Origin of the sequence: Mycolicibacterium boenickei, from assembly GCF_010731295.1 — a bacterium.
Taxonomy (GTDB): domain Bacteria; phylum Actinomycetota; class Actinomycetes; order Mycobacteriales; family Mycobacteriaceae; genus Mycobacterium; species Mycobacterium boenickei.
In genome coordinates, this window is record NZ_AP022579.1 from 641,209 (window position 1) to 667,087 (window position 25,879).

The 25,879-nt window shown below is 67.5% G+C and carries 20 protein-coding genes; 9 read left to right on the top strand and 11 right to left on the bottom strand.

Annotated elements, in window-relative coordinates; all coding sequences use genetic code 11:
* Nucleotides 1–3 precede the first annotated feature (3 nt).
* Nucleotides 4–933, bottom strand: coding sequence for an ABC transporter permease (locus tag G6N57_RS02875; protein ID WP_077738704.1), 930 nt, complete (start codon nt 931–933; stop codon nt 4–6).
* Between the two features lie 5 nt (nt 934–938).
* Entirely contained in the window at nt 939–2,492 is a 1,554-nt protein-coding gene (locus G6N57_RS02880; RefSeq protein ID WP_077738703.1) for an ABC transporter substrate-binding protein, read from the bottom strand.
* 317 nt (nt 2,493–2,809) lie between these two features.
* Here G6N57_RS02880 and G6N57_RS02885 point away from each other — a divergent pair, with 317 nt between their 5' ends.
* Nucleotides 2,810–3,790 carry a 2-hydroxyacid dehydrogenase gene (locus G6N57_RS02885; protein ID WP_077738702.1) on the top strand — a complete coding sequence of 327 codons (981 nt, stop codon included), beginning with the start codon at nt 2,810–2,812 and terminating at the stop codon, nt 3,788–3,790.
* Here G6N57_RS02885 and G6N57_RS02890 read toward each other — a convergent pair.
* Nucleotides 3,787–4,713 carry a LysR family transcriptional regulator gene (locus G6N57_RS02890; RefSeq protein ID WP_065462783.1) on the bottom strand — a complete coding sequence of 309 codons (927 nt, stop codon included), beginning with the start codon at nt 4,711–4,713 and terminating at the stop codon, nt 3,787–3,789. The two genes, G6N57_RS02885 and G6N57_RS02890, sit on opposite strands and share 4 nt — an antisense overlap.
* A gap of 147 nt (nt 4,714–4,860) precedes the next feature.
* Between G6N57_RS02890 and G6N57_RS02895 the strand changes: the two genes are divergently transcribed.
* Nucleotides 4,861–6,417 carry an HNH endonuclease signature motif containing protein gene (locus G6N57_RS02895; RefSeq protein ID WP_077741637.1) on the top strand — a complete coding sequence of 519 codons (1,557 nt, stop codon included), beginning with the start codon at nt 4,861–4,863 and terminating at the stop codon, nt 6,415–6,417.
* 12 nt (nt 6,418–6,429) lie between these two features.
* Here the strand turns inward: G6N57_RS02895 and G6N57_RS02900 are convergent, their stop codons facing one another.
* Genes G6N57_RS02900 through G6N57_RS02910 form a run of 3 tightly spaced genes read right to left on the bottom strand, consistent with a single transcriptional unit; the run spans nt 6,430 to nt 10,229 of the window.
* The gene (locus G6N57_RS02900) at nt 6,430–7,689 is read right to left on the bottom strand and encodes a glucarate dehydratase family protein (protein ID WP_077738701.1); all 1,260 of its coding nucleotides are present in this window, start codon (nt 7,687–7,689) and stop codon (nt 6,430–6,432) included.
* The gene (locus G6N57_RS02905; RefSeq protein ID WP_065514448.1) at nt 7,689–8,612 is read right to left on the bottom strand and encodes a 5-dehydro-4-deoxyglucarate dehydratase; all 924 of its coding nucleotides are present in this window, start codon (nt 8,610–8,612) and stop codon (nt 7,689–7,691) included. Before G6N57_RS02905 ends, G6N57_RS02900 begins: the two co-directional genes overlap by 1 nt.
* Nucleotides 8,613–8,633: 21 nt before the next feature.
* The gene (locus G6N57_RS02910) at nt 8,634–10,229 is read right to left on the bottom strand and encodes an aldehyde dehydrogenase (NADP(+)) (protein WP_077738700.1); all 1,596 of its coding nucleotides are present in this window, start codon (nt 10,227–10,229) and stop codon (nt 8,634–8,636) included.
* Nucleotides 10,230–10,350: 121 nt separating this feature from the next.
* Between G6N57_RS02910 and G6N57_RS02915 the strand changes: the two genes are divergently transcribed.
* Complete coding sequence (locus G6N57_RS02915) at nt 10,351–11,490, top strand: serine hydrolase domain-containing protein (RefSeq protein WP_077738699.1); 1,140 nt, start codon at nt 10,351–10,353, stop codon at nt 11,488–11,490.
* On the opposite strand, the gene G6N57_RS02920 is transcribed toward G6N57_RS02915, so the two are convergent.
* Nucleotides 11,487–11,885, bottom strand: coding sequence for a hypothetical protein (locus tag G6N57_RS02920; protein ID WP_234815711.1), 399 nt, complete (start codon nt 11,883–11,885; stop codon nt 11,487–11,489). The two genes, G6N57_RS02915 and G6N57_RS02920, sit on opposite strands and share 4 nt — an antisense overlap.
* Before the next feature lie 63 nt (nt 11,886–11,948).
* Nucleotides 11,949–12,917 (bottom strand): TerC family protein, encoded by a 969-nt coding sequence (locus tag G6N57_RS02925; RefSeq protein WP_077741635.1) that lies wholly within the window; start codon nt 12,915–12,917, stop codon nt 11,949–11,951.
* A gap of 226 nt (nt 12,918–13,143) precedes the next feature.
* On the opposite strand from G6N57_RS02925, the gene G6N57_RS02930 reads away from it, so the two are divergent.
* From G6N57_RS02930 to G6N57_RS02950, 5 genes are read left to right on the top strand one after another with little or no spacing between them, the layout of a single operon-like run.
* Entirely contained in the window at nt 13,144–17,076 is a 3,933-nt protein-coding gene (locus G6N57_RS02930; protein ID WP_097926117.1) for a Pls/PosA family non-ribosomal peptide synthetase, read from the top strand.
* A complete protein-coding gene (locus G6N57_RS02935; RefSeq protein ID WP_077738697.1) occupies nt 17,073–18,410 on the top strand; it encodes a M1 family metallopeptidase in 1,338 nt (445 codons plus the stop codon). The genes G6N57_RS02930 and G6N57_RS02935 overlap by 4 nt, the downstream gene beginning before the upstream one ends.
* Nucleotides 18,407–19,657 (top strand): MATE family efflux transporter, encoded by a 1,251-nt coding sequence (locus tag G6N57_RS02940; RefSeq protein WP_077738696.1) that lies wholly within the window; start codon nt 18,407–18,409, stop codon nt 19,655–19,657. Before G6N57_RS02935 ends, G6N57_RS02940 begins: the two co-directional genes overlap by 4 nt.
* 24 nt (nt 19,658–19,681) lie before the next feature.
* Nucleotides 19,682–20,368 (top strand): polyprenyl-phospho-N-acetylgalactosaminyl synthase PpgS, encoded by a 687-nt coding sequence (locus G6N57_RS02945; protein WP_077738695.1) that lies wholly within the window; start codon nt 19,682–19,684, stop codon nt 20,366–20,368.
* Nucleotides 20,365–20,706: a DUF2304 domain-containing protein gene (locus G6N57_RS02950; RefSeq protein ID WP_077738694.1), complete on the top strand. Its 342-nt coding sequence runs from the start codon at nt 20,365–20,367 to the stop codon at nt 20,704–20,706. The genes G6N57_RS02945 and G6N57_RS02950 overlap by 4 nt, the downstream gene beginning before the upstream one ends.
* Here the strand turns inward: G6N57_RS02950 and G6N57_RS02955 are convergent.
* Genes G6N57_RS02955 through G6N57_RS02965 form a run of 3 tightly spaced genes read right to left on the bottom strand, consistent with a single transcriptional unit; the run spans nt 20,703 to nt 24,048 of the window.
* On the bottom strand, nt 20,703–21,284 hold the full coding sequence (locus G6N57_RS02955; protein WP_077738693.1) for a TetR/AcrR family transcriptional regulator: 582 nt from the start codon (nt 21,282–21,284) through the stop codon (nt 20,703–20,705). The two genes, G6N57_RS02950 and G6N57_RS02955, sit on opposite strands and share 4 nt — an antisense overlap.
* 1 nt (nt 21,285) lies before the next feature.
* Nucleotides 21,286–23,067: an N-acyl-D-amino-acid deacylase family protein gene (locus G6N57_RS02960; protein ID WP_077738692.1), complete on the bottom strand. Its 1,782-nt coding sequence runs from the start codon at nt 23,065–23,067 to the stop codon at nt 21,286–21,288.
* Nucleotides 23,068–23,106: 39 nt separating this feature from the next.
* Nucleotides 23,107–24,048 (bottom strand): GDP-mannose 4,6-dehydratase, encoded by a 942-nt coding sequence (locus G6N57_RS02965; RefSeq protein ID WP_065512536.1) that lies wholly within the window; start codon nt 24,046–24,048, stop codon nt 23,107–23,109.
* A gap of 56 nt (nt 24,049–24,104) precedes the next feature.
* Between G6N57_RS02965 and G6N57_RS02970 the strand changes: the two genes are divergently transcribed.
* On the top strand, nt 24,105–25,862 hold the full coding sequence (locus G6N57_RS02970) for a hypothetical protein (RefSeq protein WP_077738691.1): 1,758 nt from the start codon (nt 24,105–24,107) through the stop codon (nt 25,860–25,862).
* The last annotated feature ends 17 nt before the right edge of the window (nt 25,863–25,879 follow it).

Below are 25,879 nucleotides of genomic sequence, written 5' to 3' on the forward strand. Positions count from 1 at the left end.
CCCCTAGACCTTGGCCGGTTCCCGTACGCGTGCGTCGAGCAGCGCGTAGCAGGCGTCGATGATGATGTTGAGGACGAAGATGCTCACCGCGGTGAGCAGAACTGCGGCCTGCAGGACAGCGAAATCACGCTGCAGGATGGCGTCGATCATGAGCTTGCCGATGCCCGGCCAGCCGAAGATGGCCTCCACCACGACCGCCCCGTTGATCAGGCCGACGGCGAGATCGCCTGCCACCGTCAGTGCGGGTGCGGCCGCGTTGCGCAGCGCGTGGTGGCTGACCACCCGCAGATCGCCGGCGCCCTTGCTGCGGGCCAGCCGGATGTAAGGCGCTGACAGGGCCGAGACCATGGCGCCGCGAACCACCTGGGTCAGCACACCCAACGGGCGGATCATCAGCGTGGCGATCGGCAGAATCCACGACAGCATGCCGTCGTCGGTGCCCGAGGTCGGCAACCATCCCATCAGCACGGAGAACAGCCACACCCCGGTGATGGCGAACCAGAAGTCCGGAATACTGGCCGCGGTCATCGACAACAGGCTGGAGAACCGGTCGGCCACAGAGTTGGGCCGGTAGGCGGCCCAGCAGCCGACGATGATGGCGCCGATGATCGCCAGCAGCATGGTGGTGAAGGCCAGTTGCAGCGTCGCCGGGAAGGCGCGCAGTGCCATTGCCGACGCGGATTCGCCGGTGCGCAGCGAGGTTCCGAAGTCGAGGTGGAGTACGCCCTTGAAGTAGTCCACCAGCTGGGTGAACAACGGCTGATCGAACCCGTGCTGGTGGGCGAACGCCGCACGCTGGTCGGCGGTGGCGGACTCGGGCAGGTACAGGTTGGTCGGATCACCGGTCAGCCGGGCGAGCAGGAAAACGCCGAGCAGCACGATGATCAACGGAATGGTGCTCGTGTACATCCGGCGCCGGAGGAAGGGGAACATCTGGCTCAGCTCCTGTCGGTGCGGTCGGCCGAAGCGGGCGTCATCTCCGACAGCCGCATCTCGTCGCCGGTGGCGGAGTTGGGGGTGTAGTCGACACGTGGCGACTTGCCGAGAATGCCCTTCATGTGGGCGATATAGGCGAACTGCATGATCTGCTGCGGTTCCTCGGCGAACAGTTTGGCGAAGGCATCCTGGCGGGCCTGGCCGGTGAGGGCTTCCGCGGCACGAATCTTGGCATCGAATTCCGTTGTGCCGTAGGCGCTCTGCGGCCCCTGCGAGAGCATGTACTGGTCCATGGTGAACGCGGCGTCACCGGCCTGGTTGCCGTGCATGATCATCAACAGATATGGGCCGGTGTCCGCCGGAAACGGCCGCAGCTGGTACTGCAACTGGCCGGCGGTGTCCATCATCTCGATCTTCACGTTGAGGCCGATCTCGGCGAATTCACTTTGGAGCACCTCGATGGTCTCGGAGATCTTCGGGAACTGGGCGGTGCGGCCGATCAGCCGGATCTGTCGGTCGACCGGGACCCCGTCCGCCTTCGCCTCGGCGATGAGCGCCTTGGCCTTGTCGAGATCGTGGGGCCACAACGGCAGGTCGTCGTTGTACCCGACGACACCGGACGGGATGAGCTGGGAGGCCGGCTCACCGAGTCCACGGAACAATGCCTTGACGATGCCGGTCCGGTTGACCGAGTAGTTGATGGCCTGCCGCACGCGGATGTCATTGAGCGGCGCCTCCGTCGCCTGCATCCGCAGCGCGGTGGTCTCGTTGTTCTGGAACGGCACTCCCCGATCGCCGGCCCCGTCCTCAGGACCCAGCGACGTCGCGATGTCGGCCTCGTCGTTGGTGATCATGGCGGCGCGCACGCTGCCCTCGCTGCGCCACTGGTACTCGGCTCGCGCGAACGCCGGCTTGGCGCCCCAGTAGCGGTCGTTCCGGGTGAGCAGCAGCTTCTGGCCGTACTCCCAGTCGGCGATGGCGTACGGCCCGGTGCCGATGGGCTCGCGAACCTTTTCCGTGGTGCTGGTGTTGAACGGGACGATCTCGACGAACGAGATGCGCAGCGGCAGAATCGGATCCGGCTTCGGCGTAGCTATTGTCACCGTGTTCTCGTCAGGCGCCGCGACGACGAGCTTGTCGTCGCCGAACACATAGCCGTCGACGTTGCACTGCAGATCGGAGTTGACCGCGCGATCAATCGAGAAGGCCGCATCCTTGGCGGTGAACGGCGCACCGTCGGAGAACGTGACACCTCTGCGGATGTCGAAAGTCCATTGGTCGGGCGCGGTTTGGCGCCATGCGGTGGACAGCAGCGGTTGCAGATCGCCGGTGTCGGGATCGCGCTCGATGAGCGGTTCGGTGATGTTGGACCGCACCACGATGCCGGTGGAGGTCAACGAGCTCTCGCAGGGCTCCAGCGTCGGCGGTTCCTGGGAGATGACGATTCGCAGGGTATCGGGGTCGTAACCGCCGTGCGCGGTGTTGGCGACGCTGCACCCCGCGGTGAGCGTGCAGGCGGTCAGGGCGACTGCCGGGGCGGCGAGAACTCGCCTCATGGATCCTCCAGGATGTGATGTCCACGTATGTAGATGCCGGTTGTGACCGCAGACACACGCTAAGAACGGCCCGCTCCACCCGTCAACCCGGGGAAATCGGCTGAAACGGCCCCGCCTGAATGTGCTCGGCCCGCCGTCACATGGGCCAAGAAGTGGCTCTGAACTGCAGATTTAGCGCTGCGGCGGGATCGGCGATACGCCCGCAGCAATGCCGAGGGGGGAATTATGCAGCTTGCGTATCAAGCCATGCTATTTCCGTGTTGGACGGGTATTTGCAGGCAGGCTTACCGTAGCTGCATCCCGACCGAGGAGTACGTGTGCCCGAATCCGATTCCAGCCGCCGCGTCCTGCAGGTGGGTCCGCTCAAGCCGTCGCTCGCCGAGACCCTGCGGACCAGCTACGACGCCCAGGTGTTGCCCGACGGCCCCGAACGCACAGCGTTCCTCGCCGAGCACGGCGCCACGATCGCCGCCGTCGTGACCTCCGGGCGCACCGGGGTTGACGCCGAACTGATGTCCGCGCTGCCCAATCTGGGCGCAGTGGTGAACTTCGGGGTGGGCTACGACACCACGGATGTCGAGGCTGCCGCAGCCCGAGGCGTCATGGTCAGCAATACCCCTGACGTCCTCAGTGACTGCGTGGCCGACACCGCCGTCGGTCTGTTGATCGACACCATGCGCCAGTTCTCGGCCGCCGACCGCTACCTGCGCGCCGGGCGGTGGCCCGCCGACGGCAACTACCCACTGACCCACAAGGTCTCCGGGGCTCGCGTCGGCATCATCGGGCTGGGACGTATCGGCACCGCGATCGCCACCAGACTGGTCGCGTTCGGTTGCCCCATCAGCTATCACAATCGTCGCGAGATCGCCGACAGCCCTTACCAATACGTCTCTTCCCCGGTCGACCTCGCGCACCAGGTCGACGTCCTGATCATCGCCGCGGCCGGCGGCAGCGGCACGCGCCACCTGGTCGATCGGGATGTGCTCGAGGCTCTCGGCCCCGACGGCTACCTGGTCAACATCGCCCGCGGCAGCGTCGTCGACGAGGGCGCTCTTGTCGACGCCCTGACCGGGGGCAGGCTGGCAGGCGCAGGGCTCGACGTGTTCACCGACGAGCCGAACGTGCCCGAGGCACTGCTGTCGTTGGACAACGTGGTGCTGCTCCCCCACGTGGGGAGTGGAACCGTGGAGACTCGGGCGGCCATGGAGGCCCTGACCCTGGCCAACCTGGACAAGTTCCTGGAGTCCGGCGAGCTCGTCACCCCGGTGCCCATGCCGGTTCCGGCAGCCCGCGGCTAACCGACGAAATCCTCGACCAGATCGTCGGTGGTCCACTCCCGCGGCGGCAGCACATCGCGCAGCAGCCGCAGCAGCGCGGGGTTGGTGCTGTCCCCGCGCCAGACCGCGTCCAGTTCGACCGGGCGTTCCCGGAACGCGCCGATCGAGCGGAACACCACGCCCTCGGGATGCAGGGTGGCCGTCGACGCGGGCACCAGGGCGATGCCGATCCCGGAGCGCACCAGCACCAGCATGGTGTGCACCTGCGTGACGTACTGAACGTATCGCGGCGTGGCTCCAGCGATGGTGAACGTGCTGATCAGCAACTCGTTGAAGTAGCGGGCCTGTACCGGGGAGTACATGATCATGTCCTGGCCGTCGAGATCGTTGAGCGTGAGCTGTCGACGTACTTCGACCAGCGGGTGCGCTGCCGGAAGCGCGGCGATGAGCTGTTCGTGCAGCAGCGGTCGCGATACCAGGCCCGGACGTTTGAGCGGTGGCCGTGCCATGCCGAGATCCAGTTCTCCGGTCATGAGCGCCTCGATCTGGACGGCCGTCACCATCTCGCGCAACTCGAGCTTCACGTCGGGAATCTGTTGACGTGCGGCGTCGAACAGCCTGGGCAGCACCGGATGCGCCGACGCCGCGGTGAATCCGATCACCACCGTGCCGAGATCGCCTGCGGGAACGCGTTTTACATTGAGCGCCGCACCTTCGGCCAATTGCAGGATGCGGCGGGCATCGGGCAGGAACGCCACCCCCGCGGGCGTCAGAGTGACCGACCGGGTGGTGCGGTCGATCAGGTGCACACCGAGTTCGCTCTCCAACTGCTGGATTTGGCGGCTCAGCGGCGGCTGGGTCATGTGCAGCCGCTCGGCGGCCCGGCCGAAGTGCAGTTCTTCTGCGACGGCGATGAAGCACGACAGCCGGGACAGCGAGAACACCGGTGCAGCCTATCGTCCACCTCCGTTATATATGCGTGAATCGCATGAATAGGCCGACACTAGGGCTGATGGAGGAAATTATCGATAAACACCACGAGATCGCGGATTTCCTTGCGCATCGCCAATTTTCGTAGCAAAATCGAACACATGTTCGAGTCGGATGCATCGTGGGAGCTGGTCCTGTGCATCGGTGACTCCGTCAGCGAGGAGGCCATGCTGATGGCCTCGCGGATGTCGATGATCGGGGAGCTGCTGGCCCGCCGCACCGCGGAGGTCGAACCCGAGGATTCCGACCCGGGTTACATGTTGGTGACCGGGTTTTCCCGCACCGTCGCCGAAGTGGGCGCGGCCATGAACGTCTCGCCCAAAGTCGCCACACTGGTCGTTGCGCAAGCTGAAGCGTTGACCGATCGACTGCCCGCGGTGGCGCAAGTCCTTCGGCGCGGACAGATCGACTGGGCAACGGTGGCGGTGATCATCGAGCGGACAGAACTGGTCGCCGACAACGGGGTCATCGCCCGCCTGGATGCCGATTTGGCCGGCCGGATCTCGGGCTGGAAGTCGTGGTCACGGCAGCGGGTCGTCAACGCCGTGGACGCTGCGGTGCGCGAGATGGACCCCGATGCCATCCGTGAACGCGAAAAGGCTGAGCGGCGCCGCTTTGTACGGGTACGGCCCGGGCCCGACGGCACTGCACGACTGGAAGGAACGTTGACCGCGAAGGCAGGTTCGACCTTCGACCAGCGCCTGACTCAGCTGGCCAACGGAGTGTGTGCAGAGGATCCGCGCACACTGGGCCAGCGCCGAGCCGACGCTGTCGAAGCCATGTCCGAGAACCGCGCCTTGGTCTGCCTGTGCCGGCGGCCCGAGTGCCCGCATGCCGAACCGGCCGAGCCACCCGCAGCGCGGGTGTTGATGAATGTGATCGCCCCGCAGAGCGCCCTCACCGGTGGGAACCAGCCCGGCTACCTCGCCGGGTACGGCGTGATAGACGCCGAAAAGCTGCGGGAGCTGGCCGAGCAGGCCGCCCTGCGGGTAATTCAGGCCCCCACGGTGGCGACCGCCGAGGCGTTGCGGTACCAGGTATCAACCGCGCTGGCGCGCTGGATCCGGTGCCGTGACATCACCTGCCGGTTTCCGGGTTGCGACCGACCTGCCGAGCTCTGCGATGTCGACCATACGATCCCGTTCAATCACGCCAACCCGGAACGGGGCGGGCTCACAGTGCCATGGAACCTGAAATGCCTTTGCCGCCAACACCATCGTCTCAAGACGTTCCATGACGGCTGGCGCGACCGACAACTCCCCGATGGGACCATCGTGTGGACCGCGCCGAGCGGCCAGACCTACACCACCAGTCCCGGCGCCGTCGAGATCTTCCCGGAATTGACGGCGCGTCGCGCTCCACGGCGTACCAAGACCACACCTCGTGCGGTCCGAATCGCGCAGCACCGGGCCAAGAACCACCGGTTGCGTCCGATCAATGCCGAGGCCCGCCGCGTCCGGAAGGCCCGCACGGCCGAGGTACGTCGCCGCGTTGAACACAACCGGATGCGCGCCACCCTCACGTTGTTCAAGGGAAACCGCCCTAGCACCAGCCCATTCGCTACCTGGATCAACGATCCGTACGAGCCCGAAACCCTGCCCGCCGACTGGCAACCGCCACCTCCACCGGATCCAGGGCCGGACGAACCACCGTTCTGACCGGGCCCCGAGTTACCAGCGCGGGCTGATCGCCTCAAATGACGGATCGACCGTGCGCATGTAGCCGGTGTCGTCGCGGTCGGTGATCCCGCAGCGCAGGTACTGCTCGTGCAACGCAGCCAGAGCGTCGTCGTCGATCTCTACGCCGAGTCCGGGACCGGCTGGCACGGGCACTGCGCCAGATCGGAACTCCAGGGCACCGGGGCGCACGACGTCTTCGGTCTTCCACGGCCAGTGCGTGTCGCAGGCGTAGGTGAGATTAGGTGTGGCGGCCGCCAAATGCACCATGGCAGCCAGACTGATGCCCAGATGCGAGTTGGAATGCATGGACAGCCCCAACCCGAAGGTGTCGCAGATACCGGCCAGCAGGCGGGACCGCTGCAAGCCGCCCCAGTAGTGGTGATCCGAGAGCACCACGCGCACCGCACCTTTCGCGACCGCGGGGGCCAGGTGGTCGAACGCCACCACACACATGTTGGTGGCCAACGGCATGGTTGCCTGCGCAGCCACGTCTGCCATGCCGTCCAACCCGGGCGTCGGATCCTCCAGGTACTCCAGCACGCCCGACAGCCGCGCGGCCACCTTCAGCGACGTCTCTGGCGTCCAGGCGGCATTCGGGTCCAGCCGCAGCGGATGGTCGGGGAACGCGGCCCGCAATGCCTCGATCGCGGCCGCCTCCTCCTCGGGCGGAAACACGCCACCCTTGAGTTTGATTGCGGTGAAACCGTATTCGTCAACGATGCGACGGGCCTGGGCCACGATGCCGTCGGGGTCGAGCGCCTCGCCCCAGCCGTCTGGCTCAGCCCCGGGGTGACCGGCCCACTTGTAGAACAGGTAGGCGCTGAACGGCACCGCATCACGCACCGCGCCGCCGAGCAGATCCGATACCGGACGGCCGGTCGCATGCCCCGCGATATCGAGGCACGCCACCTCGAACGGAGAGAAAACCTGATCGACCGCGCTGGCGGTGGTGATCATGCCTGCCGTGCCGACGGCAGCCGTGTCTCCGCGCAGCCGATCGGCGATTGCCGCACGAATGGCGTTGAGAGAAAACACATCATGCCCGACGATTGCATCCGCGGCTGCCCACAGGCGCTCCAGATGCCGGGTGTCGGCGTAGGTCTCACCGAGCCCGGTGAGACCTACATCAGTCTGCACCTGGACGATCGCCCGCAACGCGAACGGTTGATGCACACCGACGGTGTTGAGCAGCGGGGAGTCTGCGAACGCGACCGGTGTTATGCGTGCGCCGGTAATACGGACGGGCGGCATCAGTGAACCAGCGCATTGTCGATCACGGCGCGGCCGGCCGCCAGGATGCGTTGCAGCTCAGCGACATCGTCGGGTCTGGCATCGATGAGCGGTGGGCGCACCGGTCCGGCCGGGATCCCCTCCAAGGTGACACCGGCCTTGATCAAGGAGACCGCATAGCCGGGAACCGTGTCCCGGAGCCGCACCAGCGGATGGTAGAACTCGCGCGTCAGGGCCGCGATCATCGGCTCGTCACCGGTTTCCAGGGCCCGGTAGAAGGCGAGTGAGACATCCGGGGCGAAGGCGAAAGTCGCCGACGAGTACAAGGTCACCCCAATCGCGCGGTAGGCCTGCTGGGACACCTCGGCGGTGGGCAGCCCGTTGAAGAATTGGAACGGCTTGCCGAGCGGCTCCAAGGCGTCGGTGACCGCCCGCACGATGCGTGATACTCGATCGAGATCGCCTGTGCCGTCCTTGAATCCGACCACGTTGGGGATCAGAGCCGCCTCCACCGCCGACTCCTCGGTGTAGCGGGCGTTGTTGCGGTTGTAGACGACGACGGGCAGATCCGTGACCGCGCTGACCTCACGGGTGTATGCCACCAGCCCCGCCTGCGGCATCTCGACCAAGTATGGCGGCAGGAGCAACAGACCGTCGGCTCCGGTTTCCGCGGCGGCACGCGCGAAGGCCTTGGCCGACGCGATGGAACCGCCGGCGCCCGCGTACACCGGAACCCTCCCGCTCACCGTATCGACGGCGGTACGCACCACCGTGCGCATCTCGTCGGGATCGAGGGCATGGAATTCTCCGGTGCCACAGCCGATGAACACGCCACCGGGCCCAGCCTCGACCCCCTTTGCGATGTGCTGCGCGAGCCGATCCACGTCGACTTCGCCAGCGGCGGTGAGCGGGGTTACCGGGAAGAACAGGACGCCGTCCAGCATTGTGTACTCCTTGTTTTCAGGTCAGTCTTTGGTGAGTTGGCCGTCGATACGCCGCCACAGGCCGTCAGGATTTCCCTCGGCAATGGCACTGGGCAGCAGTTGTTTCGGGGCGTCCTGGTAACACACCGGCCGCAGGAACCGCTCGATGGCGCGCGCGCCCACCGATGTGGTGCGCGAATCGGAGGTCGACGGGAACGGCCCGCCGTGCACCATGGCATGACAGACCTCGACGCCGGTCGGCCAGCCATTGAACAAGATTCGGCCCGCCTTCAGCTCGAGAACATTCAGCAGCTCACGGGCCTGGCTGTGGTCGGAATCGTCGACGTGGATCGTCGCGGTCAGCTGACCCTCCAGGCTCTTGGCGAGCCGCAGCATCTCGGCGGCATCGGAGCACCTCACCAGAACGCCGACGGCGCCGAATATCTCGGCCTGCAGTGTCTTCGAGGCCAGGAAGGTCGTCGCGTCGGTGCTGAACAGTGCGGCGCGGCATGACACAGCGGGTGCGTCGGCCTGCGCTCCGCGGGCGACGAGTACTGCCTCCCGCTCCGCTGCCTCCACACCCTTGCGGAAACTGTCGGCGATACCGGGCGTCAGCATCGCGGTCGGAGCACTCGCCTCGACCGCTTCACCCGCGGCGGCGGCGAAGGTTTCCAGCTCGGGCCCGTCGACCGCGATGACCAGACCCGGATTGGTGCAGAACTGTCCGGAGCCCAGGGTCAGCGAGCCGACGAAGGCCCGTCCCAGCTCGGCACCGCGGTCGGCCAGCGCACCGCTGAGCAGGAATACCGGGTTGACGGCGCTCATCTCGGCGTACACCGGGATCGGTTCAGGACGGGCCGCCGCGGCGGCAACCAGCGCCATGCCGCCCGCGCGGGAGCCGGTGAACCCGACCGCCTTTATCCGGGGATCGGTGACCAGGGCGGCGCCCAGTTCAGGGCCGTACCCGTACAGCAGGGAGAACGTTCCGGCCGGAAGCCCGGAGGAAGCGACGGCATCGGTGATGGCCCGCCCGACGAGTTCGGAGGTGCCAGGGTGGGCGTCGTGCGCCTTGACGACAACCGGGCAGCCGGCGGCCAGGGCGGACGCGGTATCGCCACCGGCCACCGAGAAGGCCAGCGGAAAATTGCTCGCACCGAACACCGCGACGGGGCCGAGCGGCACGCTGCGCTGACGAATGTCGGTACGCGGCAACGGGGTTCGGCCGGGCTGCGCGGGGTCGATCCGTGCCTGGTTCCAGCTCCCCTCGCGCAGCACCGCGGCGAACAACCGGAGTTGACCCGCAGTGCGCCCGACCTCACCGGTCAGCCGTGGCCGCGGCAGGCCGGTCTCGGAGTGCGCACGGCTCACCAGAGCGTCACCGATCGACTCGAGGTTGGCCGCGATCGTCTCCAGGAACCGGGCCCTCGTCTCGATCGGGGCTGATCGGTATGCCGAGAACGCTTCCGCGGCGGCCGCACAAGCGTCCTCGACATTGGTGTGGTCGCCATATGCGTACGGGGGCTCGATGGGCTCGCCGGTCTGCGGGTCGACGCCGCGGATCTCCGTGCCGGTGCCGCGCACCGGCGTCCCCGCGATCAGCATCTGTCCGGTCAGGTCCAGCGTCGCCGTTGAGGTCATACAGGCACGGTACGACGCCAAATAAATGCTTGTCCAAGTCAAATTTGCCGGTCAATCATGCACTAGTTGAATTAGTCCGTTTCGAGCCTCTGCCAGGTCGCCGGTCCCGCATGATGTGCCGATGGATGACCTCGTACACGGCCACTGCGACGATCGTTTTCACGCAATCCGCGACGCACTGTCGGAGGCGATCGCCGGCCGAGAGGAAACCGGCGCCACCATCGCCGTCGACATCAACGGTGAACTCGTCGTCGACCTGTGGGGCGGCTACGCCGACGCGGCGCGGACCAGGCCCTGGACCGAGGACACCATCGTCAATGTCTGGTCGTCCACCAAGACGGTGACGGCCCTGGCCGGGCTGATGCTGATCGATCGCGGCCTGATCACCGCAGACACCCCGGTGGCCGAGTACTGGCCCGAATTCGGCGCAAACGGCAAGCAGGACATCGAGTTTCGTCACCTACTGACCCACAGCTCAGGGGTGTCCGGCTGGGAGCCGCCGTTCGCGATCGAGGACAGCTACGACTGGGAGAAGTCCACGGCGGCGCTGGCCGCCCAGGCGCCGTGGTGGGAACCCGGTACCGCATCGGGCTACCACGCTCTGACGTACGGTCATCTGATCGGTGAGGTGGTGCGGCGGGTCACCGGTATGTCACTCAAAGAGTTTGTCCGTGAAGAGATCTCGGGTCCGCTGGCGGCCGACTTCCAGATCGGCGCACGGCCCGAGGACAGCCACCGCATCGCCGAGATCATCCCGTCCGACGAACCGATGGACCTGCCGTTGGACCAATTGTCCGAAACCGCGATCAAGACCTTGATGGGCGCGCCGTCACCGACGGTCGCCAACACCGCAGAGTGGCGGGCCGCCGACATCGGTGCCGTCAACGGTCACGGCAATGCGCGGTCGCTGGCCCAGATCCTCTCGGCAATCTCGTTGGGCGGCACGGTGAACGGCGTCAAGCTGCTGCAGCCCGAGACGGTCGAGTCGATCTTCGAGCTGCACTGTGACGGGCCCGACGTCGTCCTGCTGGGGCACCCGCTGCGCTGGGGTCTGGGATTCGGTCTGCCGCAGCCGCAGACCCTGTCGTATGTCCCCGACGGCAAGATCTGCTTCTGGGGCGGGTGGGGTGGCTCGTGGGAGACGTGCAACCCCGATCACCGGGCCACCTTCGCCTATGTGATGAACCGGATGGGGCCAGGGGTCGAGGGCTCCGCACGCACCAGCCGCTACCTGAACCTGTTCTACGAGGCGTTGGGCTAGGAAGCCCGCGCGGCCGAGCGGAGCTCCAGCCTGCGCAGCACGTCGGCCCCGAGCCCGCGCGGGTCCTGGCCCTCGGTGGCCGGGATCAGCGTGACTCCGTCGGCCACCTCTGCCGCCTCGATGTCAGCGATCAGCCCGGTCAGCCCGTCGACCGTCCCGACATAGCGCACCTGCGCCTCGGGTCCGGCCACGGTCAGGCTGCAGCGCGCCGACCGGTAGTCCCCTGCCACCGCGACCGTGACGTCGAGGATCACCGAGACGGCGTCGTCCTCGGACTTGAGGCCGGACCGGATCCGGCGCGCCTGAGCCAGGTCAGGCGCAGAGATTCGCGCCGTCGGCTCGTCACCTTCGGTCAGCTCGGTCCAGGACTCGGCATCCGCCACGAATATCCGCACCCCGCCACGCTAAGTGCACATACCGCACCTGAACAGAGTTACGTTCAGGCCGAATCCAAGGGACTACCTGGCGTCCCGCACCCGGGTCTTGTAGAGACTCGCGACGGTGGTGATGGCGAGCGTCACCACGATCACACCGAGGCTGGCCAAGGTCGGGATCTCCGGGACGTGCACCGGTTCGCCACCGTTGATGAACGGCAGTTCGTTCTCGTGCAAGGCGTGCAGCACCAGCTTCACGCCGATGAACGCGAGGATGAACGCCAGCCCCTGCGACAGGTAGACCAGCCGCTTGAGCAGGTCACCGAGCAGGAAGTACAGCTGGCGCAGCCCCATCAGGGCGAACACGTTGGCGGTGAACACCAGGTAGGGCTCCTGGGTCAGCCCGTAGATCGCCGGGATCGAGTCCAGCGCGAACAGCAGGTCGGTGGTGCCGAGCGCGACGATCACCAGGAACATCGGCGTCATCAGCCGCTTCCCGTTCTCGTGGATCCACAGCTTCAGGCCGTCCCACTGGTCCGTGGTGCGCAGGTGCTTGCGGGCGAACCGCACCACACCGTTGTCTCCGTCGTCGTCGTGGTCGGTGTCGCGCACCAGGTTGATCGCGGTGTACACCAGGAACGCGCCGAAGATGTAGAACACCCAGGAGAACTGGTTGATGGCCACCGCACCGAGCGCGATGAAGATGCCGCGGAAGATCAGCGCCAGGATGATGCCCACCAGCAGGGCCTGCTGTTGGTAGATCCTCGGCACCTTGAAGCTGGCCATGATGATCAAGAAGATGAACAGGTTGTCCACCGACAGGCTGTACTCAGTGAGCCAACCGGCGAAGAACTCCAGCCCGAACTGGCTGCCGTGGAAGAACCACACGAACACCCCGAAGGCGACGGCCAGTCCGATGTAGACCGACAGCGCCGTCGCGGTTTCACGGGTGCTGGGTTCGTGTGGACGTCGCCCGATCACGACGACGTCGAACAGCAGAACGGCGATCGTCACCGCCAGGGTGATGATCCATTCCAGCTGGGTAACCTGCATCAAGAATCCTCCGGTCGTCAAAGCGCCGGAGGTCTCTTCCACCGGTGACATGCACCGGCCCGCGACACCGATCGATCATTGACGACCGACGTGATGACGACATCGCAGCGAAGGAATACTCCCCTCCGCCGACCAGTCTGCCTGACGGACCCCACGAATCGAAATCGAACCGGCACGCCGCTCGGACCGCCGAGCCGTCGCGGCGGCGGCTTAGTAGTTTGTACTCGTGACAGCTGCCGACGGTGCGCACGAGATTCCCCCGCAGTACGTGCTATCCCCACTGGCACCTGAGCCCCGCACGCTCGTCGACATCCTGCACGACACGGCGCGGCGTTTTCCCGATGCACCCGCGCTCGACGACGGCACCGTCCAACTGACCTACTCCGAGTTGATCGCCGACATCGCCGACAGCGTGTCCTGGTTGGCAGCCCGCGGTATCGGCCGTGGCGACAAGCTCGGAATCCGGATGCCCTCGGGCAGCTACGCGCTGTACGTGGCGATCCTGTCGGTGCTGGCCTGCGGCGCGGCCTACGTCCCGGTCGACGCCGACGACCCCGACGAGCGCGCCGAGCTGGTCTTCGGTGAGGCCAACGTGGTCGGCGTGATCACCGAGCAAGGACTGGTCCGCGGGCCGGGTTCGTCGCGCGGCTGGCGCGCCGCCGCCCCGCTGGGACGCGACGACGCCTGGATCATCTTCACCTCCGGCTCGACGGGCACCCCGAAAGGTGTGGCCGTCACGCACCGCAGCGCCGCGGCGTTCGTCGACGCCGAGGCGCAGATGTTCTTGCGGGACAACCCCATCGGACCCGGGGACCGGGTGCTGGCCGGGCTGTCGGTGGCCTTCGACGCGTCGTGCGAGGAGATGTGGCTGGCCTGGCGGCACGGCGCCTGCCTCGTGCCCGCCCCACGGTCGCTGGTGCGCAGCGGCATGGACCTGGGCCCGTGGCTGGTCTCGCGGGACATCACCGTGGTGTCCACGGTGCCGACGCTGGCCGCTCTGTGGCCGGCCGAAGCGTTGGAGGCCGTCCGGCTGTTGATCTTCGGCGGCGAGGCCTGCCCGCCTGAACTCGCGGCCCGGCTCGCGGTGGACGGCCGCGAGGTGTGGAACACCTACGGCCCCACCGAGGCCACCGTCGTGGCCTGCGCCGCACAGCTCGACGGCCAGGGCCCGGTCAGCATCGGCCTGCCGCTGGCCGGCTGGGACCTGGCGGTGGTGGACAAAGACAGCCTGCCGGTCGCGGTCGGCGAAGTCGGCGAGCTCGTGATCGGCGGGGTGGGCCTGGCCCGGTACCTCGACCCCGAGAAGGACGCCGAGAAGTACGCCCCGATGCCGACGCTGGGCTGGAACCGCGCCTACCGCAGCGGTGACCTGGTGCGCCTGGAGGCCGACGGCCTGTACTTCCAGGGCCGGGCCGACGATCAGGTCAAGGTCGGCGGCCGGCGCATCGAACTGGGTGAGGTGGACAACGCGCTCGTGCACCTGCCCGGCGTGAGCGGCGGCGCGGCCGCGGTCCGCAAGACCGCCAGCGGCACACCGCTGCTGGTCGGCTACATCGCCAGCACAGACCCGGAGTTCGACCTGGCCGCCGCGCGGGCCGCACTGTCGGAGTCGCTGCCCGCCGCCCTGGTGCCCAGGCTGGTGCTGCTCGACGAACTCCCCACCCGCACCTCGGGCAAGGTCGACCGCAACGCGTTGCCGTGGCCACCGCCCGGAGACGCCGATCAGGACGCCCCGCAGCTCGACGGCACCATGGGCTGGCTCGCCGGATTGTGGCGCGACGTGCTCGGCACCCCCGTCGAAGGCCCGGAAGCCGATTTCATCGCGCTGGGCGGCGGGTCACTGTCGGCCGCCCAGTTGGTGGCCGCGCTGCGCCAGCGCTACCCGCTGGTGACCGTCGCCGATCTGTACGACCATCCTCGGCTCGGCTCGCTGGCCGGCTACCTCGACGAACTCAAGCCGCCGCCGCAGATCCAATCCCGCGAGGTCAAACCGACCCCGCTGCTCACCCAGGCCGCACAGGTCGCGCTGTCGCTGCCGTTGGCCACCCTCACCGGCATGCAATGGGTGGTCTGGCTGGCGCTGCTGAACAACGTGGCCGCCCAGACCGGCATCGTGTCGTGGGCCCATCCGCTCAGCTGGTGGTGGGTGCTGGCCGGGTTCGTGCTGTTCGTCACCCCGCCGGGCCGCATGGGTATCGCGGTGCTGTTCGCCCGGATGCTGCTCAGCGGACTCGAACCCGGAACCTATCGCCGCGGCGGCCCCGTCCACCTGCGGGTCTGGGTCGCCGAACGGCTGGCCGCCGCCAGCGGCGCGGAGAACCTGGCCGGCGCCCCGTGGATGGTCTACTACGCCCGCGCCCTGGGCAACACCGTCGGCAAGGGCGTCGACATGCATTCGGCTCCGCCGGTGACCGGCATGCTCAAGATCGGCCACCGCGCCTCGGTCGAGCCCGAGGTGGATCTGACCGGGCACTGGATCGACGGCGACCTGTTCCATGTCGGCCCGGTGTCGATCGGCAACGACGCCACCATCGGCGCCCGCACCACGCTGCTTCCCGGGGCCACGGTCGGCAAGAACGCCGACGTCGCCCCCGGATCGGCGGTGGTCGGCAAGGTCAAGAACGGCCAGTTCTGGAAGGGCTCGCCCGCGGTGAAATCGGGCAAGGCCCGCCACCCCTGGCCCGATCACCGGCCGGGCCGCGCCCCGCTGTGGGTCGCGGTGTACGGCGTGTCCTCGCTGCTGCTGGCCGGTCTGCCGCTGCTCGCCCTGGCCGCCGGGCTGGCCGTGATCGTCTGGGCGGTGCACGACACCGCCTCACCGGCCGACGCGCTGCTGCCCGCACTGGCCTGGACCCCGGCCGCAGCGGTCGTCGCGCTGCTGACGTACGCCGCGCTGACCGTGATCGGGGTGCGCATCCTGTCGGTGCGGCTCTCGGAGGGTTATCACCCCGTGCGCAGCCGGGTGGGCTGGCAGCTGTGGACCACCGAGCGCCTGATGGACGCGGCCCGCAACTACCTGTTCCCGATCTACGCCAGCCTGCTCACCCCGTGGTGGCTGCGACTGCTCGGCGCGAAAGTCGGCAAGGACACCGAGATCTCGACTGCCCTGTTCACCCCCAAGTTCACGGAGGTACAGGACGGCGCGTTCCTGGCCGACGACACCATGGTGGCGTCCTACGAGCTGGGCGGCGGTTGGATCCACGTCGCCAAGGCCACCATCGGCAAGCGCGCGTTCCTCGGCAACTCCGGGATCACCCAGCCCGGCCGTAAGGTGCCCGACGACGGGCTGGTGGCGGTGCTGTCGGCCACGCCGCACAAGGCCAAGGCCGGCTCGTCATGGCTGGGCAGCCCACCGGTTCGGTTGCGCCGCAACGCCACCGCCGCCGATGCGCTGCGCACCTTCCATCCGTCGCTCCGGCTCAAGATCATGCGCTCGGCCGTCGAGACCTGCCGGGTGATCCCGGTGATCGTCACCTTCGCGATCGGCATCGCGGTGCTCGGCGCGCTGCAGGCCGTGACGATGCGGTTCGGATTCCTGTGGGCGGCGCTGACCGGAGGCCTGGTGTTGCTGGTCGCCGGTGCGGTGGCCGGGACCATCGCGGTGATCGCGAAGTGGTTGGTGGTCGGCCGGATTCGCGCGGTCGAGCATCCGCTGTGGTCGTCGTTCGTGTGGCGCAACGAGGTGTCGGACACGTTCGTCGAAACCGTCGCCGCCCCGTGGTTCGCCCGGGCAGCCAGCGGCACCCCGGTGATGAACCTGTGGCTACGCGGGCTGGGCGCCTCGATCGGCCGGGGCGTGTGGTGCGAGACCTACTGGCTGCCGGAAGCCGATCTGGTGGCGCTGGACACCGCCGCCACCGTCAACCGCGGCTGCGTCGTCCAGACGCATCTGTTCCACGACCGGATCATGCGGTTGGACAGCGTTGTGCTCGAAGAAGGTTCGACGCTGGGGCCGCACTGCGTGGCGCTGCCCGCGGCGCGGTTGGGTGCCGGCGCCACGGTCGGGCCCGGCTCACTGGTGATGCGCGGCGACGAAGTGCCGCCGTCGACGCGCTGGCAGGGCAACCCGATCGCACCGTGGAACATGTTCGGTAAGAAACGTTCCGCCGAAAAGTCCTCCGACAAGACCGCCAAGAAGACAGAAGACCCTGCCGCGTGACGCGATCCAAGAAAGCTGCGAAGAAGTTGGCGCCTCCGCCCGTGATCGACCCGTACCTGCCGCGCAACGGCAATTTCGGGTACCGGGTGTCGCGCTACGAACTCGACCTCGAATACAAGGTGGCGATCAACCGGCTGGCCGGGACCGCCACGATCACCGCGGTGACCCTGGCCGCGCTGCGCACCTTCACCTTCGACCTGTCCGATGCGCTGGCGGTGTCGCGGGTCTCGGTGAACGGACGGCGCCCGGCCCAGTACCGATGTTCGGGCGGGAAACTGTCGATCACCCTGGCCTCGGCGCTGCCGGCCGGCGCGGCGATGACCGTCGTCATCCGCTACAACGGCACCCCGAGGCCGATCGAATCCTATTGGGGTGACGTCGGTTTCGAGGAACTGTCGAACGGGGCCCTGGTGGCCGGCCAGCCCAACGGGGCGGCTTCCTGGTTCCCGTGCGACGACCATCCCAGCTCGAAGGCCAGCTACCGGATCCAGATCAGCACCGACAGCCCGTACTACGCGCTGGCCAACGGCGAGTTGATCTCCCGCAAGGCCCGCGCCGGGCACACCGTGTGGACCTACGAGCAGGCCGAGCCGACGTCGAGCTATCTGATCACCCTGCAGATCGGCCAGTACGAGAGCCAGCGGCTGACCAAGACACCGGTCCCGATGCACGCTGTGCTGCCCGCCCAGTTGCGGCGCAATTTCGACCACGACTTCGCCGATCAGCCGCAGATGATGAAGTTGTTCATCAAACTGTTCGGTCCGTACCCGCTGGACAGCGGCTACACCGTGGTGGTCACCGAGGACGACCTCGAGATACCGCTGGAAGCGCAGGGCATCTCGATCTTCGGGGCCAATCACTGCGACGGGCACCGCGGCGCCGAGCGGCTCATCGCCCACGAACTGGCACACCAGTGGTTCGGCAATTCCGTGACGGCGCGACGCTGGCGCGACATCTGGCTGCACGAGGGCTTCGCCTGCTACGCCGAGTGGCTGTGGTCCGAACACAGCGGCGGCCGCAGCGCCGCGGAGTGGGCCGAGCACTACTACGAACGGCTGCGCGACAAGCCTCAGGATCTGCTGCTATCCGATCCCGGACCCGAGGACATGTTCGACGACCGCGTCTACAAGCGCGGAGCCCTGACCCTGCACGCGCTGCGCACCCTGATCGGTGACCACAGTTTCTTTGCGCTCCTGCGGGATTGGACGGCCCGCTACCGGCACAGCACCGCATTCACCGATGACTTCACCGGGCTGGCCGCCGGGTACACCGACGAGCCGCTGCAACCGTTGTGGCAGGCCTGGTTGTATTCGAAAGAGCTGCCGGACCTGTGACCGATGCCGGCGGTGCTCCTGCTACGGGCCCGATCACGCGCAGCAGCGTCGCCCGCGTCGGACTGGCGACCGCGGTCAGCGCGCTGTGCGGCTACGCCGTGTTGTACCTGGCCGCCCGCGACCTCGAGCCCGCCGGCTTCTCGATCTTCAGCGTGTTCTGGGGTGCGTTCGGCCTCGTGACCGGGGCGGCCAACGGTCTGCTGCAAGAGGCCACCCGTGAAGTGCGGTCGGCCCGGCACCGCGATCTGAGCGGTGCCCCCACCACCCATCCGATGCGGATCGCCGGTCTGGTCGGCATCGTCGCGGCCCTGGTGATCGCGGCCAGTTCACCGCTGTGGAGCGCGCACGTCTTCGCCGAGTCGCGGGCGCTGAGCGTGGTGCTGCTCAGCGTCGGGCTGGCCGGCTTCTGTCTGCACGCCACCTTGCTCGGCATGCTCGCCGGGGTGAACCGCTGGACCGAGTACGGGGCCCTGATGGTCACCGACGCCGGAATCCGGGTGGCCGTCGCCGCCGCCACGTTCGTACTCGGCTGGGGATTGGCCGGGTTCCTGTGGGCGACCGTGGCCGGAGCGGTGGCCTGGCTGATCATGCTGATCGCCGCTCCGGCGGCACGGATGGCCGCGGGGCTGCTGACCGCGGGCAGCCCGGCGACGTTCCTGCGCGGTGCCGCGCACTCGATCGCCGCGGCCGGTGCCAGCGCGATCCTGGTGATGGGCTTCCCGGTGCTGCTCAAGGCCACCTCGGGCGACCTGGGCGCCGCAGGCGGTGTGGTGATCCTGGCCGTCACCCTGACCCGGGCACCACTGCTGGTTCCGCTCACCGCAATGCAGGGCAATCTGATCGCGCACTTCGTCGACCAGCGCGACAAGCGGTTGCGGGCACTGCTGGCCCCGGCCGCCGCGGTGGCCGGGCTGGGCGCCGTGGGCGTTGCCGCGGCCGGACTGCTCGGGCCCTGGCTGCTGCGGGTGGCGTTCGGCGAGGAGTACCTGGCCGGCGGGGCCTTGCTGGCCTGGCTGACCGCGGCCGCCGTCGCCATCGCGATGCTCACGCTGACCGGCGCCGCGACCGTCGCGGCGGCGCTGCACCGGGCCTATGCACTGGGCTGGATCATCGCCACGGTCGCCGCGGTGGCACTGCTGTTGCTGCCGCTCGGATTGGAGGAGCGCACCATCATCGCGCTGCTGTGCGGACCGCTCGTCGGAATTGCTGTTCACCTGGGCGCGCTGGCGAGGCTGGCGCTCAAGTGACCGTGTAGTTTGGTGCCCATCGACATGCGCTTTCAGGACGTTTGGATCGTCATCCCCGCCTTCAACGAGGCGAACATCATCGGCGACGTCATCTCCGACGTGCGCTCGGTTTTCCCTAACGTGGTGTGCGTCGACGACGGCAGCCGCGACGACACCGCCGATCTGGCGTTCGCCGCAGGCGCGCACGTGGTCCCCCATCCGGTGAATCTGGGCCAGGGAGCTGCAATCCAGACCGGGGTGGAGTACGCCCGCAGCCGGCCCGGTGCCCGGGTGTTCGCCACCTTCGATGCGGATGGACAGCATCAGGTCAAAGACGTGATGCGGATGATCGATCGGCTCGACGCCGACGACGTCGACCTGGTGGTGGGTACCAGGTTCGCCGGCACCGTCACCCACGTCCCGCCGGTCAAGCGGGTCATCCTGCGCGCCGCGGCGTTTCTCAGCCCGCAGAGCCGCAGCCTCGGCTTGACCGACGCGCACAACGGGCTACGGGTGTTCAACAAGACTGTCGCGGATGCGCTCAACCTGACCATGAACGGCATGAGCCATGCCGGCGAGTTCATCGCACTGGCGGCCGAGAACCATTGGCGAGTAGCCGAGGAGCCTGTCGAGATTCTCTACACCGACTATTCGAAGTCGAAGGGACAGCCGCTGCTCAACGGCGTCAACATCGTCTTCGACGGGCTGTTGCGCAGGAGGATGTCCCGGTGAACTGGATTCAGGCTCTGTTGATCGTCTCGGTCCTGGCGCTGTTGGCCTACCTCCTGGGGTCGCGGCGCAGCGCCCGGTCCAAAGCGTGGGTCAAGGTCGGTTTCGTGCTGTTCGTGGCGGCCGGGATCTACGCCATTCTTCGGCCCGATGACACCACGGTCCTCGCGAATTGGCTTGGCGTGAAACGCGGTACGGACCTGATGGAGTACGTGCTCATCATCGCGTTCGTGTTCGTCACGCTGTCGACATACCTGCGCTTCAAGGACATCGAGTTGCGCTACGCCCGGCTGGCCCGGTCGGTGGCCCTGCAGAACGCGCGAGTGCCGGAAGACACCTAGCGGCTGAGCAACGCCGCCAGCATGGCGATCCGGGCGTCCTCGAGTTCCGGCAGCGGCAGTACGCGGCGCACCATGGCCGCGCCGTCGAACGTGTTGATCACGATGGTCAGCAGTACCGCGAAGACATCCTCGGGGATCTGATCGGCCCCCGGCGCGCTCTTGGCCGTCTCGTAGATGTTGTCGATGTACTCCGCCAGCACGGTCTGCAGTGGGCCCCTGAGCTTTTCGTCGGTGCGGGCCGCCATCATGAGCTCATGCCACACGGTGTTGGTGTCGCTGCCCGCGATATCGCGCAGGATGGTCAGCACCGCCGGTAGTGGCGGCTGGTCGGCGGGGATCTCCGCGACCAGCTTGCTTCCTGACTCCAGCTGACGGCGTGCCACCTCTTGCGCCGTGGCCGCCATGAAGTCGCTCATGGTCGGGAAGTGCCGGAACAGCGCGCCGTCGGAAACCTTGGCCCGCTTGGCGATCACCGCAGCCGAGGCCTTGGCGTAGCCGACCTCGATGATGGTGTCGATGGCGGCGTCGAGTAGTCGGGCGACGGTTTCCTCGCGGCGCTGCTGTTGGGTTCTGGCCATCTCAGACCGGCGTATGGTCCAGATGCTCGGCGCCGGCCCGCAGGTAGCGACCCGATTTCACCGACTCGCCGTAGCCCTCGCGGAACTGACCGTCGCGGAACACCACCTGTCCGTTGACGGCGGTGACGACGACGGCGTCGTCGTTGCGGTTCACCATGCGGCTCAGGCCGCCGTAGAACGGGACCGACTCCTCGTGATAGGCCACCACCGAGTCGTTCAGGCCGGCCGGATCGAGCACCACGAAGTCGGCCCGATCACCTTGGCGCAGTGTGCCCGCCGAGACGCCGAACCAGTCGGCCACCTCGGCCGTCAGCCGGTGCACGGCATGCTCGGTGGTCATGAACGGCCGGCCCGCCAGCTGCGCGTCGCGCACCCGCTTGAGCAGCTTCACCGGGAAGTTGTAGAACGCCATGTTGCGCAGGTGCGCACCGGCATCCGAGAAGCCCATGTGCACCGAGGAATCCGTGGCCAGCCGGTCCAGGTACTTGGGGCGGTCGTTGGCCACGATCGTCGTCCATCGGACGTTGCGCTCACCGTTGTCGACGAGCACGTCGAGGAAGGCGTCGAGCGGGTGGATGCCACGCTCGTCGGCGATCTGCCCGAAGCTCTTGCCGATCAACGACTTGTCGGGGCATTCGACGATCCTGGCGTCGTGGAAGTCGCGGTGCCACAGGGTCGGTCCGAGCACGCGCCGGTCGAACGACTTGCGGAACCGGCGGCGGTACTCCGGGTCGGCGAGCAGCTTGTTGCGCTCGAATTGATCCTTGAGGTGCAGCGCCGCGGTACCCGCGCCGAACTCCTCGAACACCGGCAGATCGATTCCATCCGAATACAATTCGAACGGCACGGGCAAGTGCTGGAAACGCACCTTGGAGCCCAGGATCCGGTTGAGCAGCCGAACGCCGGGACCCAGCACTCGCACCGCACCGGGCGAGGACTTGGCGTCGGCCGAGACCAGCAGGCTCATCCGGACCCCCTGGCGGCGGCCGAACATGCCGCTGCTCTCCAGGAAGAAGTTCAGTGCCTCATGGACTTTGGCCACATTCGGGGCGCTCTGCAGCATCCGGCCGCGCTTGCGCAGTACCTTGATCAGGCGCCGGCGCTCACGCCACGTCGCGAATGTCGACGGCAGGGCACGGGACCGGAACCGGTCGCCGTCGAGCTTGTCGATCGCCGCGTCCATCCCGGACATGCCGAGCATGCCGGCTTCCAGCGCCTCGTCGAGCTTGGCTGCCATGGTCTCCAGCTCGGCGTCGGTCGGCGTCACCCCGCGGGTGGTGGCCCGGTCCAGTCCCAGCACCGAGGCCCGCAAGTCCGAATGACCCAGCAGTGACGCGATGTTCGGACCCAGGGGCAATTCGTCGATGGCCTTCACGTATTCGGCCGGACCCGACCAGGTCTTGTGCTGCTCCAGAGCGCCCAGCACGAACTGACGCGGGACCGCCTCGACGCGGCTGAACAGGTCGGCCGCGTCCTCGGTGTCGGCGTAGACCGTGGACAGCGAGCACATGCCCAGCAGCACCGTGGTCACCCCGTGCCGCACCGACTCCCGCAGGCCCGGATCGAGCAGCACCTCGGCGTCGTAGTGCGTGTGCACGTCGACGAAGCCGGGCAGGACCCACTTGCCGCCGGCGTTGATGACATCCGGGCAGTCGGTCTCATCGAGCGGGGTGGCCGACACCGTGACCACTACCCCGTCGCGAATCCCCAGCGTACGGACCTGCGGCGGGGCGCCGGTGCCGTCGAACCACAAGCCGTTGCGAACGATGACGTCGTAGGACATGACGCAACGCTAGAGCAGAAAGTGAGTACTCACAATCTTTTAGTGAGAATTACTCCGGAAGAATTCGACCGTCCGGGGAATCCCCTCCGCCAGGTCCACCTGCGGCCGCCAGCCCAGCACATCCCTGGCCCGGCTGATGTCGAGCTGGGAACGACGCAGGTCACCGAGCCGCGGCGGGTGCATCTCCGGGTTGTCGGCAGCACCCACGGCCAGCGCGATCGCGGTGTGCATCTCGCGGGTCGAGGTGTCGACTCCGGTACCGACGTTGAAGCGTTGACCGCCGCCGGCCGTCCCGGACGCCTTCACAAAGGCGTCGACGACGTCGTCGACGTACACGTAGTCCCGGGTATCGGAGCCGTCACCGAAGATCTTGGTCGGCCGCCCCGCCAGCAGCGCCTGGGCGAAGATGGCCACCACGCCGGCCTCGCCATGTGGATCCTGGCGGGGGCCATACACGTTGGCAGGCGCGATGTGGGAGCAATCCAGGCCGTACAGATTGCGGAACATGTTGAAGTACACCTCACCGGCCACCTTGCTCGCCGCGTACGGCGATGCGGGATTGGTCGGGACATCCTCACTCGTCGGGTAGGACGGCGGGGTGCCGTACACCGAGCCACCCGAGGACGTGTGCACCACCTTGCGCACACCGGCCTGACGCGCCGCCTCGGCCAACCGGACCACGCCCACCACGTTCACCGTGGAATCCAGCTGCGGATCGTCCACCGAACGCTTCACCGAGATCTGGGCGGCCAGGTGGAAGATCACCTCGGGCTGGGTGTCCTTGAGCAGGCCCAGCAGATCCGCATCGACGATGTCGGCCTTGACGAACTCGAAGTCCTTGCTGTTCTCGGCGCTGCTGAGGTTCTCCGCCCGGCCCGAGCTCAGGTCGTCGAGCCCGACGACGCTGTGCCCGTCTGCCAGCAGCCGGTCGACCAGCGTCGATCCGATGAAACCTGCCGCTCCTGTCACCAGTGTTCGCACGGGCTCACCATACCGACGGCAACTATGGCCCCGCTGTATCCGTACAGTCGGCAAGAGTGAACAAGGTCGCCCGCACAGCCGCTGCGCTGATCGCGCTGCATCTGGTGGTCCGGGCGATACTCGCGTTCGGGGGCTATTTCTACTGGGACGATCTGATCCTGATCGGCCGGGCCGGGACCCAGAATCTGCTGTCGCCGTCCTTCCTGTTCGACGATCACGACGGTCACGTCATGCCCGCGGCGTTCCTGGTGTCCGGCGCGGTCACCCGGCTGGCACCGTTCTCCTGGGTGCTGGCCGCGGTGAGCCTGGTGGTGATGCAACTGCTGGCGTCCCTGGCACTGCTGCGGGCGCTATGGGTGATCCTGGGCTGGCGGCCGGTGCTGCTCATACCGCTGACCTTCGCGCTGTTCACACCGCTGGCGTTGCCCGGGTTCGCGTGGTGGGCCGCCGGCCTGAACACACTGCCGATGCAGGCCGCGCTGGCCTGGGTGGTCGGCGAGGCCGTGCTGTACGTGCGGACCGGGTCCTCGCGGCATGCGGTCGTTGGTGTGCTCGTCTTTCTGGGCGGGCTGCTGTTCTTCGAGAAGGCCGCGGTGATCCCGTTCGTGGCGTTCGCGGTGGTGGGCCTACTCGGGTACGTCACCGGGACGTTCTCCGTGCGCGAGGTGTGGCAGCGCGGCCTGCGGCTGTGGGTCGGGTGTCTGGCGCTATTGGTGGCCTGGATCGGCGTGTACCTGCTCGTCGTGGATCAGAAGCGGTGGAGCTTCGACCTGGCGATGACCTGGGACCTGCTGAGCCGCTCCTTCACCCACGGCATCGTGCCCGGGATTGTGGGCGGGCCGTGGTCCTGGCAGCGCTGGGCGCCCGCCTCGCCGTGGGCCACCCCACCGGTCTCGGTGATGGTGCTGGGCTGGGTGGTGCTCGTTGCTGCCATCTCGGTGGTGCTGGTGCGCAAGCGGCGGATCTGGCCGGTGCTGGTGGTGGCGTTGGGCTATGCGGTGGCCTGCCAGATCCCGATCTACCTGATGCGCTCGTCCCGGTTCACGGCGTTGGAGTTGGCGCAGACGCTGCGTTACCTGCCGGATCTGGTGGTGGTGCTGGCGCTGTTGGCGGCGGTGGGGTTCTGTGCGCCGAACCGGGAATCCTCGCGTGCGCTTTCCGCGTCGCCGGCGCGCACCGCCGTATGTGTCAGTGTTGCTGTGCTTTTCGTGGCGAGCAGCCTGTACTCGACCTTCACCTTCCTGAAGGTGTGGCAGGACAACCCGGTGCCCGCCTATCTGAACAATGCCCGCGCGTCGTTGGCGTCCACCTCATCAGCCGCTCCCCTGCTGGATCAAGAGGTCGATCCGCTGATCCTGCAGCGGGTGGCCGCCCCGGAGAACCTGGCCAGCCACATGTTCGCCCTCGCCTCACCGCGCCCCGAGTTCGCCTCGGCGACAACCGATCTGCGCATGTTCGACCGCACCGGAAAATTAGTCGATGCCAAGGTGACCTGGGTGCGCACCATCGTCGAGGGCCCGGCACCCAAATGCGGATTCCTTGTGCAGCCCGACGAGCCCGTCGTCATGCCGCTGGACGGGCCGCTGCTGCCGGCCGACTGGACCACCGAGATCAACTACTTGGCCAACAGTGACGGCTCACTGACCATGGCCCTGGCAGAAGGACCCGAGGTGAAGGTGCCGGTGCGGCCCGGGCTCAACCGCGTCTTCGTCCGGCTGCCCGGAGCCGGACAATCGATCTCCGTGCAGGCCAACACCGCCGCGCTGTCGGTCTGCATCTCCCCCGGACCCGTGGGATTCCTGGCACCGAGGTAGTCCGAGTGCTGAGATAC

Excerpts from the sequence above, each read along its gene's own strand:
- G6N57_RS02960 (WP_077738692.1), bottom strand. The coding sequence starts at position 23,067 with ATGTCCTACGACGTCATCGTTCGCAACGGCTTGTGGTTCGACGGCACC.
- G6N57_RS02910 (WP_077738700.1), bottom strand. The coding sequence starts at position 10,229 with ATGACCTCAACGGCGACGCTGGACCTGACCGGACAGATGCTGATCGCG.
- G6N57_RS02900 (WP_077738701.1), bottom strand. The coding sequence starts at position 7,689 with ATGCCGCCCGTCCGTATTACCGGCGCACGCATAACACCGGTCGCGTTC.
- G6N57_RS02905 (WP_065514448.1), bottom strand. The coding sequence starts at position 8,612 with ATGCTGGACGGCGTCCTGTTCTTCCCGGTAACCCCGCTCACCGCCGCT.
- G6N57_RS02915 (WP_077738699.1), top strand. The coding sequence starts at position 10,351 with ATGGATGACCTCGTACACGGCCACTGCGACGATCGTTTTCACGCAATC.
- G6N57_RS02880 (WP_077738703.1), bottom strand. The coding sequence starts at position 2,492 with ATGAGGCGAGTTCTCGCCGCCCCGGCAGTCGCCCTGACCGCCTGCACG.
- G6N57_RS02925 (WP_077741635.1), bottom strand. The coding sequence starts at position 12,917 with ATGCAGGTTACCCAGCTGGAATGGATCATCACCCTGGCGGTGACGATC.
- G6N57_RS02895 (WP_077741637.1), top strand. The coding sequence starts at position 4,861 with ATGTTCGAGTCGGATGCATCGTGGGAGCTGGTCCTGTGCATCGGTGAC.
- G6N57_RS02955 (WP_077738693.1), bottom strand. The coding sequence starts at position 21,284 with ATGGCCAGAACCCAACAGCAGCGCCGCGAGGAAACCGTCGCCCGACTA.
- G6N57_RS02875 (WP_077738704.1), bottom strand. The coding sequence starts at position 933 with ATGTTCCCCTTCCTCCGGCGCCGGATGTACACGAGCACCATTCCGTTG.
- G6N57_RS02945 (WP_077738695.1), top strand. The coding sequence starts at position 19,682 with ATGCGCTTTCAGGACGTTTGGATCGTCATCCCCGCCTTCAACGAGGCG.